The sequence below is a fragment of the Sinisalibacter aestuarii genome (genome assembly GCF_027923545.1).
GTDB lineage: Bacteria > Pseudomonadota > Alphaproteobacteria > Rhodobacterales > Rhodobacteraceae > Sinisalibacter > Sinisalibacter aestuarii.
Genome location: NZ_BROH01000015.1, coordinates 92,054 through 111,559, shown reverse-complemented (window position 1 = coordinate 111,559; position 19,506 = coordinate 92,054). Strand labels below are relative to the sequence as shown.

The 19,506-nt window shown below is 58.9% G+C and carries 15 protein-coding genes and 2 pseudogenes; 7 read left to right on the top strand and 10 right to left on the bottom strand.

Annotation, left to right across the window (positions count from 1 at the left end; genetic code table 11):
• Positions 1–522: 522 nt before the first annotated feature.
• From QMG28_RS19050 to QMG28_RS19035, 4 genes are all read right to left on the bottom strand, one after another.
• Positions 523–1,260, bottom strand: a complete 738-nt coding sequence (locus QMG28_RS19050; RefSeq protein WP_281843819.1) for an SDR family oxidoreductase — start codon at positions 1,258–1,260, stop codon at positions 523–525.
• Positions 1,261–1,463: 203 nt separating this feature from the next.
• Positions 1,464–1,625, bottom strand: coding sequence for a hypothetical protein (locus QMG28_RS19045; RefSeq protein WP_281843818.1), 162 nt, complete (start codon positions 1,623–1,625; stop codon positions 1,464–1,466).
• The gene (locus QMG28_RS19040) at positions 1,612–2,454 is read right to left on the bottom strand and encodes an ABC transporter permease (RefSeq protein WP_281843817.1); all 843 of its coding nucleotides are present in this window, start codon (positions 2,452–2,454) and stop codon (positions 1,612–1,614) included. The genes QMG28_RS19045 and QMG28_RS19040 overlap by 14 nt, the downstream gene beginning before the upstream one ends.
• Positions 2,451–3,284 (bottom strand): ABC transporter ATP-binding protein, encoded by an 834-nt coding sequence (locus QMG28_RS19035; protein ID WP_281843816.1) that lies wholly within the window; start codon positions 3,282–3,284, stop codon positions 2,451–2,453. The genes QMG28_RS19040 and QMG28_RS19035 overlap by 4 nt, the downstream gene beginning before the upstream one ends.
• 267 nt (positions 3,285–3,551) lie before the next feature.
• On the opposite strand from QMG28_RS19035, the gene QMG28_RS19030 reads away from it, so the two are divergent.
• The 3 genes from QMG28_RS19030 (at position 3,552) to QMG28_RS19020 (ending at position 8,476) form a co-directional block, all read left to right on the top strand.
• A complete protein-coding gene (locus tag QMG28_RS19030) occupies positions 3,552–4,454 on the top strand; it encodes a LysR family transcriptional regulator (RefSeq protein WP_281843815.1) in 903 nt (300 codons plus the stop codon).
• An 884-nt stretch (positions 4,455–5,338) separates the two neighbouring features.
• On the top strand, positions 5,339–7,273 hold the full coding sequence (locus tag QMG28_RS19025) for an alkyl/aryl-sulfatase (RefSeq protein WP_281843814.1): 1,935 nt from the start codon (positions 5,339–5,341) through the stop codon (positions 7,271–7,273).
• A 165-nt stretch (positions 7,274–7,438) separates the two neighbouring features.
• A complete protein-coding gene (locus QMG28_RS19020; RefSeq protein ID WP_281843813.1) occupies positions 7,439–8,476 on the top strand; it encodes an ABC transporter substrate-binding protein in 1,038 nt (345 codons plus the stop codon).
• Positions 8,477–8,679: 203 nt separating this feature from the next.
• Here QMG28_RS19020 and QMG28_RS19015 read toward each other — a convergent pair.
• The 5 genes and pseudogenes from QMG28_RS19015 to QMG28_RS18995 all read right to left on the bottom strand — a co-directional run.
• Positions 8,680–9,171 (bottom strand): annotated as a pseudogene (locus QMG28_RS19015) (protein NO VEIN domain-containing protein); the annotation flags it as partial.
• Between the two features lie 352 nt (positions 9,172–9,523).
• A pseudogene (locus QMG28_RS19010) lies at positions 9,524–10,164 on the bottom strand (IS6 family transposase).
• 355 nt (positions 10,165–10,519) lie between these two features.
• On the bottom strand, positions 10,520–11,647 hold the full coding sequence (locus QMG28_RS19005) for an alkene reductase (RefSeq protein WP_281843812.1): 1,128 nt from the start codon (positions 11,645–11,647) through the stop codon (positions 10,520–10,522).
• Positions 11,648–12,137: 490 nt separating this feature from the next.
• Positions 12,138–13,673 (bottom strand): ABC transporter substrate-binding protein, encoded by a 1,536-nt coding sequence (locus tag QMG28_RS19000; RefSeq protein WP_281843811.1) that lies wholly within the window; start codon positions 13,671–13,673, stop codon positions 12,138–12,140.
• A gap of 270 nt (positions 13,674–13,943) precedes the next feature.
• Positions 13,944–14,360 carry a rhodanese-like domain-containing protein gene (locus tag QMG28_RS18995; protein ID WP_281843810.1) on the bottom strand — a complete coding sequence of 139 codons (417 nt, stop codon included), beginning with the start codon at positions 14,358–14,360 and terminating at the stop codon, positions 13,944–13,946.
• A gap of 314 nt (positions 14,361–14,674) precedes the next feature.
• Between QMG28_RS18995 and QMG28_RS18990 the strand changes: the two genes are divergently transcribed.
• The 3 genes from QMG28_RS18990 to QMG28_RS18980 all read left to right on the top strand — a co-directional run bounded on the left by QMG28_RS18990 (position 14,675) and on the right by QMG28_RS18980 (position 18,520).
• Positions 14,675–15,631 (top strand): ABC transporter permease, encoded by a 957-nt coding sequence (locus QMG28_RS18990; protein ID WP_281843809.1) that lies wholly within the window; start codon positions 14,675–14,677, stop codon positions 15,629–15,631.
• On the top strand, positions 15,628–17,532 hold the full coding sequence (locus tag QMG28_RS18985) for a dipeptide/oligopeptide/nickel ABC transporter permease/ATP-binding protein (protein WP_281843808.1): 1,905 nt from the start codon (positions 15,628–15,630) through the stop codon (positions 17,530–17,532). The genes QMG28_RS18990 and QMG28_RS18985 overlap by 4 nt, the downstream gene beginning before the upstream one ends.
• Before the next feature lie 82 nt (positions 17,533–17,614).
• Entirely contained in the window at positions 17,615–18,520 is a 906-nt protein-coding gene (locus tag QMG28_RS18980) for an oligopeptide/dipeptide ABC transporter ATP-binding protein (RefSeq protein WP_281843807.1), read from the top strand.
• A gap of 74 nt (positions 18,521–18,594) precedes the next feature.
• Here the strand turns inward: QMG28_RS18980 and QMG28_RS18975 are convergent, their stop codons facing one another.
• On the bottom strand, positions 18,595–19,110 hold the full coding sequence (locus tag QMG28_RS18975) for a phage terminase small subunit P27 family (protein ID WP_281843806.1): 516 nt from the start codon (positions 19,108–19,110) through the stop codon (positions 18,595–18,597).
• Between QMG28_RS18975 and QMG28_RS18970 the strand changes: the two genes are divergently transcribed.
• Positions 19,058–19,414, top strand: a complete 357-nt coding sequence (locus QMG28_RS18970; protein ID WP_281843822.1) for a hypothetical protein — start codon at positions 19,058–19,060, stop codon at positions 19,412–19,414. The genes QMG28_RS18975 and QMG28_RS18970 overlap by 53 nt on opposite strands.
• Positions 19,415–19,506: the final 92 nt, after the last annotated feature.

Here is a 19,506-nt window from a genome sequence, read left to right as displayed (position 1 = left end):
GCTGGTTCCGCATGGCCCATCGTCCTCACCTGGCGCGCCCAACGTGCGCCCGTCGCGGGCGAAAGCTGCAAACGCAACGCTGCCGCGCGCCCGCTTAACCCTTCTTCAATGTATCTCTGAAATCGCGCCCTGAGTGCCGATGGCAAAGGGGCTGACATGATCCATCCTCCCAACAAGGATGAATCATATCCGATGCCTCAAGGGAATCCCCCGCGAGTCAGGTTCACGCCGAAACGCTTTAATGCAGCAATAGCTTTCCCTGATCTAGAAATTATCCAATAATTTCACGGGTAAGTGGCGGTGCTGGCAGACGAATTCGAACCAGTCTCAACATGGACAGCGGCGCAGTCCCTTAGTGGCGCGGTCTCTGCGTAGGATCTGCGTAGGATAAGGGACAGTGTTACCGACCAACCCAAGACTGGTCCGCGCATGTCTAACACCACCTGAAACAGAGGCCGAAGCTCAGCCATTGTTCCAGTACGGCCCGCCATGTGCCCAAATCTCTGACGAAGAACTGCGCTCTCATGCGAACAGATTCGGCATGCCTCCGGTTTCGCCGCCATCAGCAACAAATTCGGCTGCGGTACTGAACGAACTGTCGTCGCTGGCGAGAAACAGAACAAGCTTGCTGATTTCGTCGGGCCGCCCGATCCGGTTCATTGGAACGTGCTTGTAATTGGGGTAAAGCCCGTCCGTCATCTCCGTTTCAATATTGCCAGGATGGACCGAATTGACCCGAATATTGTGCTCGGCTAATTCGATCGCCGCTGCCTTGGTGAGCCCGCGCACGCCAAACTTCGATGAGATGTAAGCCGAGCAGCTTTGAAAGCCCTTGAGGCCCGCGGTCGACGAGATGTTGATGATCGAGCCGCCGCTCGCTGCCGTCATGGCGGGGATCACGGCGCGGATGCCCTTGAACATGCCACTCAGATTGACAGCGATCACCTGATCCCAGACCTCGTCTGAATAGTCCTCGATCGTCGCGATGCGCAAAATGCCGGCATTGTTGACCAGTACGTCGATCCGGCCGAACCGGTCCATGGCCGCATTGACCGCAGCATCCCAATCGGCTGTCTTGCTGACATCGAGGTGCACCGCAATCGCATTTTCACCCAGTTCGTCGGCCAGGGCATTGACCTCATTATCCAGAACATCGCCCAAAACAAGCTTGGCGCCAGCTGCCGCGAAAACGCGCGAGTGATGTGCGCCCATGCCCTTGGCCGCACCGCTGATCAGTACCACCTTGCCCTCTACACTCATGAAATTTCCTCCTGATTTAAGTGATCCGGCGCCTACGAAATGGCTCAAATGATATGTTGATGGATATGCCCGGATCTGGCCTGGTATCTCGGCAAACTTCTGGGTCAAAGTTTGGATGACAGACGGTTCGGACATGCCGCCATTGAAAACCGCGATGCGAGCCCAACCCAGCTGCCAACTTGGTGCATTTGCTACCTAAAACCTCAGGCACTCGCGTCTCCGCTTGCCTTTGAAGCTCTCGCAAATCCTTTCTCGCAGGGTGATCCGGACTCGACATAGAGCGGCTTCACGTCCGGGCTCCCAGAGGTGTACTCGTCGATGATGTTGAGCAAGCGGATTACGGAATCTGGATCAATCTTCATCATGGAGCCTCCAGTGCATGAGTTTGGCTTCGACATTCACAACCACCACGTTGAAGATCAGACCAATCGCAGCCAAGATCAGAATGGTGCCAAGCAGCCCATCGCCCTGGAAGCTCGCCGCGTAGAAGGCGATGCGCTGGCCCAGACCCATTTGCGAGGCGATCATTTCCCCGACGACCACGGCCAGCAGCGAATACACCACGCCGAGCCGCATGCCGCTGAACATGGCCGGCACGGCACCGGGAAGCATGACTTTCCAGAACAGTTGCGTGCGTGTGGCGCCTAGGGCGCGCTGGGTGATGATGAGTTCGCGGTCGAGCGACTTGATGCCGGCCTCCGTATTCAACATCAGAATGAAGAAAACCAGGCTCACTGAAAGAGCGATCTTCGACCCTTCACCGATCCCGAACCAAAGGACGAACATCGGCGCCAGGGCAACACGGGGCAACACGTTCAAAATCGTAAGGAACGGGTTGGTGACATCTGCCAGCAGCGGGAACTGCATCCTCAAAATACCCGCAGCCACGCCTGCAACGGCTCCGATCAGGAACCCCATAAGCGCTTCGCGCACCGTCACCAGGACGTGCGGCCAAACCCCGCCGCTACCTAACTCGGTCACCAGAAAGGTCAAGATCGCACTCGGGCTCGAGAAGAAGAGCGGGTCGATCAAACCTGCTTCAACGCCCAACTGCCAGGGCACGAGCAGAGCCGCCAGCACCAAAATACGCATGATGACGACATTGATCGTGCGCTTGCGACGCTTCGCCTTGTCCACGTCGACTTGCCGGGCCAGCTTGAACTGAACATTTTCAGCATAACTTGTAGGGGTCATCCGGCCCGTTCCTCCGCTTCCTTCAGCGCGTGCCAGACCTGGTCAAGCTGGCGCAGATAGCCTTCGTCGAACCGGATCTCCGCCGGATCGCGCGGTCTTGGCAGATCAATTTCGAATTCAGCATGGATCCGACCGGGGCGGCTGGTCAAAACGATCACGCGGTCGGCCATGGAAACGGCCTCGGCAAGGTCGTGCGTAACGAACATGACTGTCTGGCGATCCTTTTCCCAAATCTTCAGGAACTCGGCCTGCAGCGCGAGTTTGGTCTGCGCGTCGAGTGCTGCAAACGGCTCGTCCATCAGCAGTGTTGCTGGGTTGATAGCGAGCGTGCGCGCGATGGCAACACGTTGCCGCATGCCCTGAGACAATTGCGCAGGGTAAGAATCCCCGAATCCGGACAAACCCACGATGTCTAGCATTTTCAAAGCTCGCTCGCGCCGCTCTGCTTTCGGAACGCCACGATGCTCGAGCCCGACTTCGACGTTCTTCAGCGCAGATCGCCAGGGTAACAACCCATCGCGAGCGAACATGTAGCCGGTATCGCGCAGTGGCTTCACGACATCTTTTCCGCCAACCCTGACACGCCCGGAGACCGGTCGAACCAGCCCCGCGGCCATATTCAGGATGGTGGTCTTTCCGCATCCGCTGGCGCCCACGACGGCCAGGAACTGCCCATTCGGAACCGAGAAAGACACATCGCCAAGGACGAGTATCGAGCCGCCGTCCTTGGTCGGAAACGCATGTCCAACCTTTTCGATGGAAATGCCGTCGGCGCCGCCGGCTTGACCCGCGAGATTCGCTACCACCTCTTCTTCGCCCGGGCGCGTCACTGGTCGGCACTCCGGCCAGTGGACCTACGGGGCCCGAATGTCGCTGAATTCGTCGGGTGGCCATAGCAGGACGCTGCCGCAATCGCCGTCCGGACGGAGCAGACGCCGCTCCTAACGACAGCAAGAGACGATTCTGGTTCGTGATGCATTGCGCCGATCCTCCCGGAGCGCCCTGAATATCTTGGACCTCGACGACAAACTACACTAGTCAAATTGATGAAACAAAGTCATAAGTATCATATCGGTATGAAACGAAGGAATTATGTGATGCGCCTTTCGCTGCCCAGACAGTTGAGCATCTTTGCCAAAACCTATGACCTCCAGAGCGTGTCACTAGCGGCTGAAGCGCTGGGGCTGACCCAGTCCGCGGCATCGAAAAGTCTGATCGCTCTCGAGAACCAGCTGGGAACGCGGCTTCTGGCGCGCAGCCCCCGCGGCACCTTGCCCACGCCAGCCGGAAAGGTTCTACGGACTCGCGTGCGCTTCATTGAACGCGAGCTCGAACTTGCCGCCGATGAAATGATGAGCGAACTGAACATGAATGGCAGCAAGATCGCAATAGGCGCCGGGCCATCTTGGGCGGCAAAGCTTCTCCCACCCATGATCACGGAGCTGCACCGGGAGTATCCGCTCGTTCAGATAGAGCTGGTTTCTGGATCGGGCGACTATCTCGTTCCCTATCTGGAAGAGGGTGTGCTGGACATCTATTTTGGCCTTCCTCCTGACAGCGCTCAGTTCACCAACTATACGATCCTTGACGGTGCTAGCATTGACGTCGCGATTTACGCACGGGGCTCACACCCCATATTTCAAGACGACGGCCCTCTGCTCGATAATGTTCACCGCTATCCCTGGATGGGGTTCGCACACCACATAGAACTGCACCGGCGCATCGCCGACTATTGCGAGAGGACCAACCGCCCCTACCGGCCCTTCGAGATGCAAATCATGTCGCTGCTCGCCTTGATGTCCATTGCGCGCGAGACCGACCACATTGCTTTCGCGACCGATATTCTCGAAGAAGAAATGACGTCGAGAGGTTTCAAGAGAATAGCGCCTGAGGAAAAGATCTATTCATTCGAGTCATCGGTGGCCGTGCGAACCAGCATGCTAGATCTGGCACCAATAAAGAAGCTCATCGAATTGGCGAAATCCAGATTGGCGAAGTGAAAGCCCGCGTGAGCTTCCCGACCGTCGGTTGACATCACCGCTCCCACGGGCCCTCGGCACTGCACGCGGCAGCCCAAGTGCCGACGTTCGGCGTGGTCGTAATCGAGCCAGACGTCGAGATCGGCCTTGAGGGTGTCGCCTGGTCGGTCACGGGACAGGGGGGTGTTCGAATCGGGGCTGATTGCGCCCATTCTCGGTGGGTGCCTGTCGGGCAGTTGCAGCAGCGCCAGCTCTATGCTTCGCTCCATGCGAAGAACCGGCACGGCCCCTCGCTTGCCGGCTTTGCCCTGCGGGCGCCCAGCAAACGTCTGGGCGTGGCGACGGCTTCGGGCACCGCACAGCCCAGAATGGGGGCAGCCGAATCGAAGGTCGATCCTGCGCGACTCGCTTCGGCCGCCGGTGCGGCGATGTCCGCCGATACCCGGGCGGTTCCCGACAGGGTGCGTCAGCACGGATGCGTCCGGGCTCGGTTACATCACGCGCTTGGATGGTGCTCTGCTGTCGCGCCACGATCGCCGCTCCATGATCTTGGGACCCTTGGCCCGAATAACAGTTCCTTGAGCCCGGCGATCATCTGGGCATTTGCAGCAGGTGACTGTCGTGACGTCGGCTTGATTGAATATTCAAAAAAATCATGAGGATATGATATTTATGAATTTGCTTCATCAATTGGGCCGCTGTATTTCACCCTTACTCTTTCGATTTGCTCCAAAGGTGAGGAACGAAAAATCTGCCATACGGCAGGCCAAGCGTCGAAAGCTTGCCACATGGAGCTCCGGCTTCGTGGTCGCCGGGTTCGTGGCGACGAGCCTGAATAGGGGGCGAGAGTTCTTATGTTGCTCAAGAGGCGGAATGGAAACAGGGCGCCGCAGGAGGACTACTGAATGAAACAAGACAGTTTTCGAGCGCACAAAGCTGCCAGCCAATCTGTCGTAGATGAATTCTCAAAGCTCAAAGACGAGCTCCCTTTCGAAGATACGGCCGACTTTGACGATGCCCGGCGCGGGTTTATCGGCACCCGTGAACACGCAAGGGTCAGGCGTGCTGATGGATCGTGCACATGGGACCTAGAGCCGTTCAGCTTTCTGGACGCTGAAGAGCCTGCACCGACCGTCAATCCCAGCCTCTGGCGTCAGGCGCGCCTGAACATGGAGCATGGTCTTTTCGAGGTGGTGCCCGGTGTCTATCAGGTGCGCGGCTTCGACATCGCAAACATGACCCTGATCGAAGGCGACAAGGGCGTGATCGTGGTCGATTGTCTGATGGTCATCGACAGCGCGCGCACCGGGATCGAACTGTATTTCGAACATCGCGGAAAGCGGCCGATCACCGGGGTCATCTTCACCCACACCCACGAAGACCACTGGGGCGGCACCCTTGGCGTTCTCACCGAAGAAGAAATTGCCGCAGGCGAGATCCCGATAATCGCCCCGGATCAGTTTATCGAAAATGCCGTCTCGGAAAACATTATCGCCGGGCCGGCGATGCGGCGGCGGATACTTTATCAGGTCGGGATGTCCCTTGAGCCAAGTATTCACGGACTGGTGGATTGCGGGCTTGGCAAGGCCGTGGCCCGCGGACCACAGGCACTTGTGCGTCCGAACGACCTCATTATGGAGACCGGAGACACAAGAACGATTGATGGTGTCGAATTTGAATTCCAGATGGCACCCGACAGCGAAGCGCCGGCCGAGATGCACTTTTATGCGCCGAAGTACAAGCTGCTCAATCTGGCCGAAAACTGCACTCATACGTTCCACAATCTTCTGCCGTTTCGCGGCGCCGAGGTGCGCAATCCGCTGGCCTGGTCCTATTACCTCACCGAAGCGCTGGAGCTTTGGGGGACAAAGGCAGATGTGGTGTGCGGTCAACATCACTGGCCGGTATGGGGAAACGATCGCGTGGTTCAATTGGTCCGCCAACAGCGCGATCTTTACAAATATGTCCACGACCAGACCCTGCGTTTGATCAACCACGGCCTGACCGCAGAAGAGATCGCCGAGACCCTGACACTGCCGCGTGAACTCGATCACGCCTGGCATCTGCGTGGTTACTACGGCCATCTTCGCCACAACGTGAAAGCCATCTATCAGAAATATCTGGGCTGGTATGATGCCAACCCCGCCAATCTCAACCCTCTGCCACGTATCGAATCCGGCCGGAAATACATAGAATACATGGGGGGCGCGAAGGCTGTTCTTGAGCGGGCCAGGTCAGATATGGAGGCCGGAAGTTTCCGGTGGGTTTCACAGGTGCTCAGCCATCTGGTTTTCGCCGAGCCGGACAATACCGAGGCACGGGCCCTGCTGGCGGATGCTTTTGAACAATTGGGCTACCTTGCCGAAAGTGCAAACTGGCGAAACGCTTACTTGTTCGGGGCGCTCGAATTGCGAAACGGTGCGGGTGAGCACTCAAAAGCGGCGGGCGGATTGCCAAACTCTTTGGGCTCATTGTCGACGCGGCAAGTCTGGGATGTTCTGTCGGTCCGCGTCAACGGACCGAAGGCAGAGGCCCAGAAGCTTAATATGCTCTTCAGGTTCACAGACACGGAAGAGTGCCTTGAGGTATGCCTTGAAAGTGGCGTTCTCACCTATGGCCTTCCGGTTTCCAACACCGCTGCGGACGCAAGATATGAAATCACGCGCGGCGACTTCAACGATCTGCTGGCCTCACAAGGGTTGTTTTCGGAGGCTGCCGAGCAAGGCAGGATCAAGGCCGAAGGCGATCCGTCTGCCATGGACCAACTCATCGGTCTGCTTGACCAATTCGAGGACAACTTTGGCATTGTTGAACCTCGCAGTCTATATCAACCGAGCTGAATGATGTCCTGCTCGGTAACCCGATAACGCGATGCACCGCCCCTTCAGGATCGTGCGCTACTGACCAGAACTGAAAGGATCAACGAAGAGATCACAACATGCATGATTGAGGAACATGTCGTTGTGAGAAGACCAGAATGCAATATCCACTTAGGGAGGAAAACTATGGTTATTGTCAAAAGAGCGTTGGCTTTATGGGCGGCGGCTCTCACACTCCTGATTGCCAGTATGGCGAATGCGCAGGACCTCAAGCCGATGAGCATCGGCGTCTACACCGGCTCGTTCGTTTCGTTGCCGATCTATGTGGGTGTCGAAAGCGGCATCTACGAAAAACACGGGCTTGACGTCAGCACCGTCGACTTCCGTTCGGCACCCGAAGCAACCGCTGCCATGATGAGCGGGGCGATCGACCTGATGGGCAACAGCGTGGGCAACCTCATGCTGGTGAACAAACAGGGTATGGACATGGTGACGGTGATCGAAGGCTACCCGACCCCGGTATGGGTCATCGTTGTCAACAAGGGCATCGCAACGCCTCACAAGGGCGACGGCTACCCGTCACTCATCGTTGATCTGAAAGGCCTGAAAGTCGGGGTCCCGGCGATCGGCTCGGACGGGCACAACTTCATGCGGCGCTTTGCTTCCGATGCTGGACTGAACCCTGAAACGGATGTCACCTATGTCGCAGCCGGTCTGGGGCCGAATGCGCTTGCCGCTTTCAAGGCGGGCCAGCTCGATGCGATCATCGCGATCGAACCGGTGGCGGAACTGCTGAAAGGGATCGGCGGAACGGTGTTGCTTGACCTCGCGCTGGACAAGTCCGTTCCGCAGTTCGAATCCTGGACGTCGAGCGTCTGGCACACAAGGCGCAAACACGCAGACGAAAACGCCGATGCAATGCATGCCTTCCAGAAGGCGCATGAAGAGGCCCTCGAATTCATCAGCAACCCGGCCAATCGAACCGCGACTGCAGAAATCTGGAGCAAGTATAACAAGGCCCTGACGCAGGACGTGATGATTTCCGTGCTGGATCGTCTCGGCCCGCTGGTCAGCCCCTATTTCAATTGCCAGGGGATCGATAACTTTGCCCAGTTCCAAGTAGACAATAGCCTGATCACGCCGTCGGAGAAACAGTCGTGCGCCGATCTGGTCTGGTCCGGCGCTAAGCAATACGAGCGCGATACCGCGGTATACCTCCGCTGAACCCGCGCGTTCGGATGTTAAAAAATGGGGTGCCTACAAAGGCGCTCCATTCCTGCTTAAACGATTTGAACTGATGCGGTGGAGGGCTACCGAGACATGAAACGCCCGAACCCGCTTCCTCCCGACCAAATGACCGCCGCCGAGCGCTGCGCCGAACTATGCGGCCTGCTGGCGCTCGGGCTGGTTCGGCTGCTCGGGCATCAGTTCGTGGTCTTGACCTCGATCAGCCGTGGGAGCCCGTCCGGGGCGAAACTCGCGATGTCATAGCCCGCGCCGTCGCCTTCCTCCTCCAACACCCAGCGCACCTTGCGCGCCAGCACGCGCTCCTCGCCCGCACGTCCGAGGGCCCGGTTGCGCTCGTCCCGGCCCGCCACATCGAACTTGCGGGCGATGTGCAGCATCTGGTCCAGCTCCTGCGGGGGCGGCTGGTTCGACAGCGTCGGCGGCGGCCCGATCCAGATCTGCGCCGCCTTGCGCAGGCCAGCGGCGGTTTGCAGCCCCGGTTGGCGCCCGAGCCAGGCCGGGTTCAGCGCCAGCCACCGCGCCACGGCATCCACCAAGGTCATCTGGAAGTTGAACGCGGGCTTGTAACCGGGGATCCGGTTCTCGTCGAGGCCCTTCAGCACCGCACTGATGTTCTGGTGCTTGAACTCGACGGACCCCTCGGACCGGTCGTTCAGTAGCGGCAGCAAGCCTGGGCCGAACGTGCTGACGATCCGCGTAGGTGGCGAACGTCGGTCATATTGAAAGCACAGCACAGCCCGAAGAGCATGACTCCGCATGAACGCGGCCAAGTCGCGAATGTGCTACGTACCGTCCAAGGAGCGAAGCTGTTTTCCGAAGCTGATCCAACGCCTCATCCCGATTGGATAGTCGTCGCGCCATGCCGCAATTAAATGGCGGGCATGGCGCAGGTTGGCAAAAAGAGGTGCTCGTTCATCGTCTGTCTCCTCGGTTGGGGAACAGGCTAACCTCAAAGCGAGGACTTTTCAGGGGAGCAGGTCAACAAATTCGAACCCGTCTCTACAAGGACAGGATGACTGTCCCTTATGTCGCAAGAAGACACCGCCACTCGGCAAGAGCTGCGGCACGATTGGCATTGAAGAGGGATCGGCTTGAAAGGCTTCGTTCTTTGTTGAAGTGATTGTGGATGGAGGCGTGAACGGCGGCAAATTTCTGCAAACTTCGCATCCGCCGAAATCGGAGCATCGCCCGCTCCCGCCTTCAGAATGGCAAGTGTGAATTCTCCGCACGGTTGTTCATCCATCGGCCAGTTTGCTGGCGTTCACGGATACCGAGATCTCCCAAGGCCGCGCCATAGGAGCGCAGACGGTCGGTCACCAATTCTTCGGCCGGACCATGTCTTTCAGAGATTTCCTCAAGAATTTCAATGCGGCCTTCTTGTCCCGCGTCTTCGTCACAAAGCTTTCGAGAACCTCGCCCTCGTGATCTACCGCGCGCCACAGGTAGCACCGCTCGCCGCTGATCTTCACGAACATCTCATCCAGATGCCATTTCCACCGACTGGACCACATACCCGCGACCCGACGTTTTCGGATCTCCGCCGCGAACAGCGGACCAAATCGATGCCACCAAAACCGGACGGTCTCGTGGCTAATGTCGATGCCACGTTCATGCAGCAGGTCCTCGACGTTCCGGAGTGACAGCGGGAACCGGACGTAGAGCATCACAGCCAGACGAATGATCTCAGGGCTGGTTTTGAAGTACTTGAATGGGGAAGGTTAGCTCATCTTCGCAGGCTACCTGACCGCCCTGCCCGCCTCAAGTCGAGTTCCTTTGACAGAACCCTGCGTCGCCCTTCTCGAACGCCGGGCCGACTTCATCGGCGCGTAGATGCCGGGCCGGTGTCGGCGACAGGCAGACCATGCGGCCGCCGGGGCAGCTGTGATCTCAGTCCCGAATTTCTATGCGGGCAGCGCTGGCTGTCACAGGCACAGCCCAATCGGCACGGCCTACGGCAGATGGCAGGCGTTTCTCAGGGGTATGAGCCGTCGCTCGGTTGCCGCAACCACGCACCAAACATCACGAGGATACCCTTGCGGGCATTGCTTGGTGGGATTCCCCGAAGGTTGGGTAATCAATATATCCCTCATGCGTCTGGGTATAGAATGTCTGCCGGTCCGGCTCCGTCAGTTCCCAGCGGTTTTTCATTCTTTCCACCAAATCCGGGTTTGAAATGAAAGGCTTTCCAAACGCGACAAGATCCAGTTCTCCGGTCTCGACCGCCGCTGATGCGGTCTCGGCCGTGAAACCGCCGGCGGCCATCAGAGTGCCTTTGAACGTGTTCCGGAACTCTCTTCTGAAGTCTTCCGGGAGACTGTGTGATCCATCTGTTAGCTGATCGGAAAGGTGAACATAGGCGATGTCTCGGTTGTTCGCTTCCTTCGCGAACGCGATCCAGGTCTCGCGCTCATCCGGAAAAGGCTGCATGTCGAAAAGCCGGCCAAAAGGCGCGACACGAATTCCCACGCGCTGCGCCCCGATTGCCGCGCTGATTGCGTCAATGACTTCAAATACAAACCGGAGCCGATTTTCGATGGAGCCGCCGTATTCGTCCTGCCGGTTGTTCACCGAAGCATTCACGAACTGCTCAATAAGGTAGCCATTCGCACCGTGTATTTCCACGCCGTCGAAACCGGCATCCACCGAGAGCTTGGCAGCATCAACATAGTCCCCGACGACACGCGCGATCGCCGGTTTCGTGAGCGCCCGCGCCGGAGAGACCGGGACGTGCCCCGTTCCACCATCATCCGTATATGCAAAGCAGGTTGTGGTTTCACAGGGTGCCGTCGACGAGGTTACCGGATCGCCGCCGTTGGGCTGCAAAGACGTGTGTGAGACCCGACCAACGTGCCAAAGCTGTATGAAGATGCGCCCGCCGGCTTCATGGACAGCATCCGTAACCCGGCGCCAGCCCGCCACCTGTTCGGCACTATGAATTCCAGGCGTGTAGAGGTAGCCGCGCGCTTCGGGTGAAATCGGAGCGCCCTCTGTAATGATCAACCCCGCCGAAGCGCGCTGACTATAATACAGAGCTGTATCCTCGTTGGGATTGTTATCAATGGCGCGTGAACGTGTCATCGGAGCCATAACGACGCGATTTTGCAGTTGTAGCCCGGCGAGATTGTAACCATCGAATAGCTTCGACATATATTTCCCTTTTCTTAACTTCGGCTCTTCGGGCCTTTGTGGAGTGCTGATCGGTCAACAAGTTCATCAACCAATTTGGTGCCGACTTGTGATCTGTGCCGATGGACACGAGATGCCGTCGCGGCTGTGTATTGGCGCAGGCCGTAGCGAGGCCAGACCCTCCGACGCCAACCAGATAACGAAACTTCTCATCACACCGCGCGCAACATTTCTTGGCCGACAATATGTCTCGTGCGTGCGCTGGCGAAGGCAGCAAATGTTCACCGTGGACAATCTTGCAGAACGCAGTCAATTCGTGCTCGCCACGAACACGGGCTTACTGCAAGCGGCTCACCTGAGCTGCCCAACCCGCTGCGCGACCAGCCCGCGGCAAGCTTTTGAATCCGTGTCCGGCTCGAATGAGATCGACAATGTCGCCATATTCGGTCCGGTCGAGAAAGGTGGCAGTGGAGCAATACACATTTGCTCCACTGCCACCATGTGCCTGAGCTCAATCCAGGCGAATGGTTGCTGCATCCAGCGTTGCCGGCACCATCATCTCGAACGAGATGCCGTTGCGGTTGAAGAAGGTGTAGTAGGAACCGAAGAGCGGCAAGGCATCCCAGCTTTCCAGGATCGCGTGCTGGGCTTCGGACCATGCCGCACAGCGCTCGTCGCTGCCGGGAGCCGCAGCAAGCGCCCGATCACGTGCAGCATCGAACTTGGCGTTCTCGATCTTTGCATGGTTGTTGGGGCCGGAGACATGTGCACTCATCGCATTGGGCGTGTCGATCGACGCGATGTACGGGCGCACCTCTACATCCCAGTCATCGCCCCGGAACATCACGATGTATTCCTGCACCGACCCGGTTTTCAAGGATGCCTGCGCACCCATTTCGGTGAGCGCCTGAAGCACATATTCGGGCGTCGAGTTTGACAGCGTCGGCGTGCCAATGACCCGAAGCACCAGCGGCTGCCCGTCTTTCTCAAAGATACCTTTGTCGTTCGGAGTCCAACCTGCATTCGTCAGGATCTCCCGCGCCGCCTCGATGCTGGCCTCCGGCAGAGCATCTTCCGTCGTCGGGTCGTAGCATTCCTGGTTGCTGCTCACGAGGCTGGACGCCACGACGCCATGATCAAACGTGCCAACACGGGCCGCCTTTTCGCGGTCAATGGCAGTCATGATCGCCCGCCGCACCTCCATGTCGCTTGTTGGGTGATCCTCCCGGTGATTCATGCTCAGATACTGGCTTCCCCATTGAGCCAGATCGGTCACTGTCAGAGATGGGTCCGCACGCAGCCGGTCTTGGTCACGACCGGTGATGGACGCGATATCGATGCCACCAGAGATCAGTTCGTTTGCAGCCGTCGTGTTGTTCACGATAACACGAAATACGAGTTCGTCCGGAAATGCCCCCTCTCGCTCAGGGGCGTAAGGATTGGCGACAAGAGTGTAGGTTTCACCGTCGAGGCTTCGCGACGTATCAATCATGTAAGGGCCGGTGCCGAACGACGTGTTCCTGAGCTGATCCTCGGAGTCGAGCCCGGCGGGACATGTGATCGAAGTTGCCGGATTGGACAGGCCAAGCAGGAGGTCACTGTTCGGCGCGTTCAGCTTGATCGTCACGGTTCTCTCGGCGTCGTCGCTGGTTACCGTATACCCGGCAGTACCAACGACACGCGAAATGTACGGGCTGGCGGTTTCCGGTGCACCCATGCGCTCGAGAGATCTGGCCACCATCGCCGGGGTCATTTCCGTCCCGTCCGAACAAACGATGCTGTCGCGCAGCTTAAGGGTCGCGCTGTCAGCGGTCGTCTCCCAGGAAACCGCGACTTCGGGGCGGATTTCACCGTCCATGTTCCTCTTTACCAGTGTCTCATATGCCGCCGAAATCAGACCATAGGTGCTTTCCGTTCCGGCCGACTTGGCGGGGTCGAGCGTATCCGGCGGCGAAGACATACGGATCGTTATCGTTTCAGCCGTCGCCGCACTCCCCAGCGCAATTGCCGCTGACGCGATCAAAGTCATTCCGATACGGTTCTTCATACTTTCCTCCCATTGAGTTGAGAGGTCCGGTACGTCCACCCTTTTGGCCTTCCTGTGAACCCGGACCTTGCATCTAGGCTAACAGGCTAACAATGCGATGCCCCCGGGAGGGCTCGAAAAAATGTCCAAAATGACCAAACACGGATTTTCACGCAAACCGCGATCGCGACCGACACAGCATTGCAAACGGAAAAGGTCCTGCGGCATCCCGGCGGGTCCAGACGGCTCCAGGGACAGGCCAGAGAGCTCCTCAGTTGGTGCCAACATATCTCAGGCATTGCGGCGGTCGATGGGATGCTCGACCGGGCCTTTCGACTCGACCCAGCCAGAAAAGCCTTCCCGGATATGCGCAACCTCCAAACCCATATCGAGCAGGGTCGACGCGGCGAGGGCCGATCTCCATCCGGACGCACAATGCAGGATGTAGGTTTTGTCCGTCATCAGTTCGGACCGCGCATATGGGCTTGCGGGATCGAACCAGAACTCAAGCATGCCCCGCGGCGCATGAATGCTGCCCGGGATGAAGCCCTGACGCTGCCGTTCGCGGATATCGCGTATGTCGACAAAGATGACACCAGGGTCTCCGTGCAGATGAACCGCTTCGATTGCGCCGATCTCTGTTATCCTTGCTCGGGCGCGGGCGACCATGTCAGCCGACGAGATCTTGAGAACGCGGTTTGTGGACATTCAGGATCTCTCCTATTCAACGATTGGCAGTTGGTTCGCTCAGGCCGCGGGTCGGCGCACCCCATGCGTATCATGACCGTATCGCCGTTGGCTCTGTCCGCCGATCAGCAGAAAGACCATTTTGAACATTAGCCTGATCGCAGTTGTGAAACGCCGCACATACACTTCGGGGACACGGTCGCGGCTGACGAAGCGGAGGAGGCTTTGCCGCGTGGGTCGATGAGCGGGGTCTATAGCGGCTCGATGCCGCCCGGAGGGGTGCTCGAACATACGACACAGTTAGAAGCGGTCGGGACCTGGAGGAGCGCGATTACATGAACGATACTTTGCAAATGTGGGCACACTTCATCTGGCGACGATTGTTGGCCCTGATCGTTCTGCTCGCTGCACTCGTCGCCGTCACCTTCTTCATGGTGCGGCTCATCCCGGGAGATCCGGCGATCAGGCAGGCCGGCACCAGCGCCGACGCCGCCTATATCGAGCAATTGCGCGAACAGATGGGGCTGAATGAGTCTGTACCCCGCCAGTTTGTAACCTATGCCGGCGGGCTCCTGCGCGGCGATCTCGGCAAATCGCTCGTGACGGGCGCGCCAGTGTCCGAAACGCTCGGTAAGCGTCTGCCCTACACAATCAAGCTTGCAGGCTACGCCCTGCTCTTCGTTATTGTGTTCGGCTATCTTCTGGGCATGTTCGCCGCCATATTCACCCGAAACGGGCGAAACGGCTGGTTCGAACACGGTTTCACCGCCGTAACCGGCCTGCTTGGCGCCGTACCCGAATTGGTGGCCGGGATCGTACTGGCCTTCATCTTTGCCGTGAGCTTGCGATGGCTCCCGGTCTCGGGTGCGAACACCCCCGCTTCGATCGTGCTTCCGGCGCTGGCAATCGGGATTCGACCGGCGATCAATCTTGCGCGGATCGTTCGGGTCGAAGCCGGCAATGCCCTGCGATCAGATTATATGCGCACGGCGCAGAGCAAACGCCTTCCACCCCGTCTGCTCTATGTCCGCCACCTCGCGCCAAACGTTGCGACGTCGGCGCTTACCATCGGCGGCCTGCTGGCCCCTCTTCTGATCGGAGGCGCGGTCGTTGTCGAGAACGTGTTCGCCTGGCCCGGCATAGGAACGACCGTCGTGCAGGGCGTGAAGACAGCGGATTTCCCGGTCATCCAGGGCTGTGTCCTGCTTCTGGGGCTGATCGTGATCCTGATGAACCTGGTGGTCGATATTCTGCTGACCATTTTTGACCCTAGATCCCTGGTGGCACAATGAAACGTTTTTCCAAACGAATTGGCATTGAGGGCGTCGTCGGGCTTACTGGCCTCGTCATTTTGCTTGCCATCGCCGTTGTCGCTCCGGTCTTCCTGAGCGAACCTGCCGAGCGCATGGACGTTCTTGTAGCTGCCGAGCCTGCGTCAAAGGAATACTGGCTTGGCACCGACAATCTGGGGCGCGATGTTCTGGCACGCACGCTGGTTGCCGCGCGGCTCTCGATCGGTCTCGCTATTGCGGCAACCTTCTTCAAGTTCTTGGTCGGGGTTCCTCTTGGCGCTGCCCTGGCCATCGCTCCAAAGCGTATTCGGAACCTTGGCGCGCGCATGATTGATGGCGCGCTGGCACTGCCCTCGATTCTGGTCGCAATCGTTATCACGACCATCATCGGCCCCAGCGCGCACGGAGCGGTCATTGCTGTGGCGATTGCCGGGATGCCGACAATTGCACGCCTCAGTTTCACCCTGTCCGCCTCAGTTGCCGGACGCGACTATATTCACGGCGCGCGCAATCTCGGTGTCTCACCGTGGTACATTATCACGCGCCATGTCATTCCCAATACCGGCGATACCTTCGCAGTCGCCATCGCATCCTCCATCAGCCTGGCCATCGTCGAACTCGCTTCATTGAGCTTTCTCGGACTGGGTGTGCACCCTCCGGCCTATGACTGGGGAACGATGCTCGTCGACGGAGCGCAGTCGATCTACTCGACCCCCTGGGCGGCATTGGGACCAGCTGCCGCGATCGCGATTTCGGGGATTATCTTCAGCTTCGCCGGCGAGGCGATAGGGCGCCTGCTCAACCCGCAGCGACGCAAACAGGGCAAAGCGGGCACCTCTACCTCGGGCGGGCAGGAAGTGTGGTCGACCGGATCTGGCTCTGACGCCGGGGCGCTGATCAGCGTCAAAGGGCTGCGCGTGAGTTTCCCGACCGAAGACGGCGACGGCGAAGTGGCCGCTGTCCGCGATGTCGATGTGACGATCAACGATTCAGAAATCGTTGGTATTCTCGGGGAATCCGGCAGCGGCAAGACGCTCATGGCCCTTTCGCTGGGCGTGCTGCCGCCTCCGGGTGCGGCGGTATCGGTTCAAAGCCATCGGTTCGAGGATGTCGACCTGAACAACATTGACCAGGAGGCAAAGAAAAAGCTTCTGGCAACCGGGATTGCACTTGTCTTCCAGGATCCCTCGGCTTCGCTGAACCCTGCCCTTCGGGTCGGAACACAATTGACCGAATCGGCAATCTATCATCGCGCTGTTCCCCCAAAGGTCGCGCGGGAGGCTGCCGTCAAACGTTTGCAGGAAGTCGGGATCACGGGGGCGCAGCAGGTTGTCAACCAGTACCCACACGAGTTCTCGGGAGGTATGCGGCAACGCGCGATGATTGCCATGGGACTGATGAACAGCCCGAAACTGATCATTGCGGACGAACCCACGACAGCACTCGATGTCACGGTGCAGGCCCAGGTGCTCGATCAATTGCGCGGCATCAACAAAACACATGGAACCGCCATTCTGCTCATCTCGCATGACATCGCAGTCCTGTACCAGATCTGTACACGGATCATCGTGATGTATGGCGGCAAGATCGTCGAGGACGCCCCGGTTGACGTCATCCTGAACGAAGCGAGACATCCGTATACAAAGGCCCTGCTGAGTGCGGTGCTCGACGCGACGCATCCGAAGGACAAACCGCTATATGCAATTCCCGGCCGCGCACCTGCTCTTGGTGAGATGCCGTCTGGTTGCCCGTTTCACCCCCGGTGCTCGGCGGCACGCGCCAAGTGCAAGGGCGACTTTCCCGCCATGACCGATGTCGGCCCGAACCACACGGTTGCATGCTTCCAGGAAGACGGTTCATTGGCGGAAGACCTTCGTCCGCTCAAAAGCGTAGCGGTGTGACATGACAAAGCGCGAAGCCCTAACCCCCTTCGTCAGCGGGACCGCGACGCCCAGTTCTTTTCAACCCGGAGGTCTGCGCCACATGCAAGGTCTGATCATCGAGAACCTCACCGTCCGCTTCGGTGCATTCAAGGCAATCGACAATGTCAGCATCAACGTGCCGCCCGGGAGTGTTGTTGGTCTGGTCGGCGAGTCAGGTTCCGGAAAATCCACCATCGGGCGCGCAGCGTCTTTCATGACGCCTTATTCGGGAAAGATATCACTCGATGGCAAAGTCGTGTCGTCGGGTGACCTGAAATATCTGCGCAGCCGTATGCAAATGGTGTTCCAGGATCCCACGGCGTCGCTCAATCCGCGCATGCGGGTGGGAGACAGCATCCAGGAAGCCATCAAGGTGAACAGAGCGATGGTGCCGGGTGAAGTGGGTCACTATCTGGATATGGTACATCTCAACAAGGAACTTGCGGACCGTTATCCCTATGAGTTGTCAGGTGGGCAGCGTCAGAGGGTCGCAATCGCGCGGGTTCTGGCGGTCAAGCCGTCCTACATCATACTCGACGAAGTGACTTCGGCGCTGGATGTCTCGGCGCAGGCTGCCATACTGAATCTGCTGCGCGAGCTTCAGAGCAAGCTTGGCCTGAGCTACCTGTTCATCTCCCACAATCTGGATACCGTTCGATTTATGTGCGACAGGATCGCCGTCATGTATCTGGGACGCATCGTCGAAGAGAACGACGCCGAAACTTTCTTTCAGAACCCGCAGCACCCCTATTCCCGCGCCCTTCTGGCGGCTGTGCCGCGTCTGGGTGTGCGAATGGATCACGCCCCATTGACTGGGGATATCATGGAACGGCCCCGTAACGCGACCGGGTGCCGATTTCAGGATCGCTGTCCGGCCGGACCCAAGTTCAAACCCGACCGCGACATCTGCCGTTCCCGCGATCCACAGGACCTGATGAAGACGCGCGGCTATGCGTGCCATTTCTAATGCCTTCGGGACAGACGGTCGACAGATCAGTCGCTTGCGCCCGTCCGGGCGCAAGCGACGACTGGGTTGGCAGATTAATTCGAACCCGTCTTCGCCAATCGGGTTGCATATGTGAAGGCGTCGTTGCTTGGCGCACACTTCGGTCTAACGCCGCGCAAATATGCCTCCGCGGAGGCCGGTTGAAACGGCCGGATCACGCGCTGCGGTGAGCGGATGGTGCGTTCCCTGCTCTGAGAAGCCGCGACGGCTCTGCTCCGCAGGGTCCGGTCCTGGAACTGGCTGAGGCGATGGGGAATGCAGGTCGGGTAGCGGCGGGGGATGTGGCGGAGGGAACCGGACGGGGTTTTTAGGAGCGACGGGGTCTTCCGCAGGTGCTCTTCCGCCTCGACCCAGCGGGCCCAGGCCTGGCAATAGGCCGCCAGGGCCGCGCGGTCCGCAAGGGTTACAAGCCCCGCCTCGTGCAGAGGTGTCGCGAGGCGCCGCCATTCCTTCCGTGCCGCATCGGACAGATGCGACGGGCAGCGCGGCAGGGCACCAATGGCCTTGCCCGACAAGGTGCCGGCTTTGGGTCTTGGCTTGGGTCTCCGCATCCGACATCTCCGACAGATCCCGGCGTTCCTCCTCGCCCGACGGTTCCTGCGTCTCGCGCAAGCCGGCCTGGGTCTTGAGATAGAAGATCGAGGACGTCGTATCGCCGGCGCGCGCCTTCTGCAAAAGGCCGTTGGCAACATGGGCGATGGCCTTCGCCTTACCCCTTTGATACCGCGCAGCAACCTCCTCGTCGCGGTCGCAGATGGCGCGGAACGTATTGCGCGCAATCCCGAGATAATCGACAATCTGCTCCTGGTTCAGGAGCGCCGCCAGCGTCTCCACCTCGCGGCACTGGTCGGGTGACAGAGTGATGTGTGGACGGGCCATCAGTCCCGCCCCTTGCGACCCGAGGCGCGGCACGCGCGATGCCCGGAAAACGGCGTGCCCGTGACGAG

Bases quoted from the DNA above. Each gene is read 5' to 3' on its own strand.
- QMG28_RS19050 (WP_281843819.1), bottom strand. From the start codon at position 1,260: ATGAGTGTAGAGGGCAAGGTGGTACTGATCAGCGGTGCGGCCAAGGGC.
- QMG28_RS19045 (WP_281843818.1), bottom strand. From the start codon at position 1,625: ATGATGAAGATTGATCCAGATTCCGTAATCCGCTTGCTCAACATCATC.
- QMG28_RS19040 (WP_281843817.1), bottom strand. From the start codon at position 2,454: ATGACCCCTACAAGTTATGCTGAAAATGTTCAGTTCAAGCTGGCCCGG.
- QMG28_RS19030 (WP_281843815.1), top strand. From the start codon at position 3,552: ATGCGCCTTTCGCTGCCCAGACAGTTGAGCATCTTTGCCAAAACCTAT.
- QMG28_RS19025 (WP_281843814.1), top strand. From the start codon at position 5,339: ATGAAACAAGACAGTTTTCGAGCGCACAAAGCTGCCAGCCAATCTGTC.
- QMG28_RS19020 (WP_281843813.1), top strand. From the start codon at position 7,439: ATGGTTATTGTCAAAAGAGCGTTGGCTTTATGGGCGGCGGCTCTCACA.
- QMG28_RS19005 (WP_281843812.1), bottom strand. From the start codon at position 11,647: ATGTCGAAGCTATTCGATGGTTACAATCTCGCCGGGCTACAACTGCAA.
- QMG28_RS19000 (WP_281843811.1), bottom strand. From the start codon at position 13,673: ATGAAGAACCGTATCGGAATGACTTTGATCGCGTCAGCGGCAATTGCG.
- QMG28_RS18995 (WP_281843810.1), bottom strand. From the start codon at position 14,360: ATGTCCACAAACCGCGTTCTCAAGATCTCGTCGGCTGACATGGTCGCC.
- QMG28_RS18990 (WP_281843809.1), top strand. From the start codon at position 14,675: ATGAACGATACTTTGCAAATGTGGGCACACTTCATCTGGCGACGATTG.
- QMG28_RS18985 (WP_281843808.1), top strand. From the start codon at position 15,628: ATGAAACGTTTTTCCAAACGAATTGGCATTGAGGGCGTCGTCGGGCTT.
- QMG28_RS18980 (WP_281843807.1), top strand. From the start codon at position 17,615: ATGCAAGGTCTGATCATCGAGAACCTCACCGTCCGCTTCGGTGCATTC.
- QMG28_RS18970 (WP_281843822.1), top strand. From the start codon at position 19,058: ATGGCCTTGCCCGACAAGGTGCCGGCTTTGGGTCTTGGCTTGGGTCTC.
- QMG28_RS18975 (WP_281843806.1), bottom strand. From the start codon at position 19,110: ATGCGGAGACCCAAGCCAAGACCCAAAGCCGGCACCTTGTCGGGCAAG.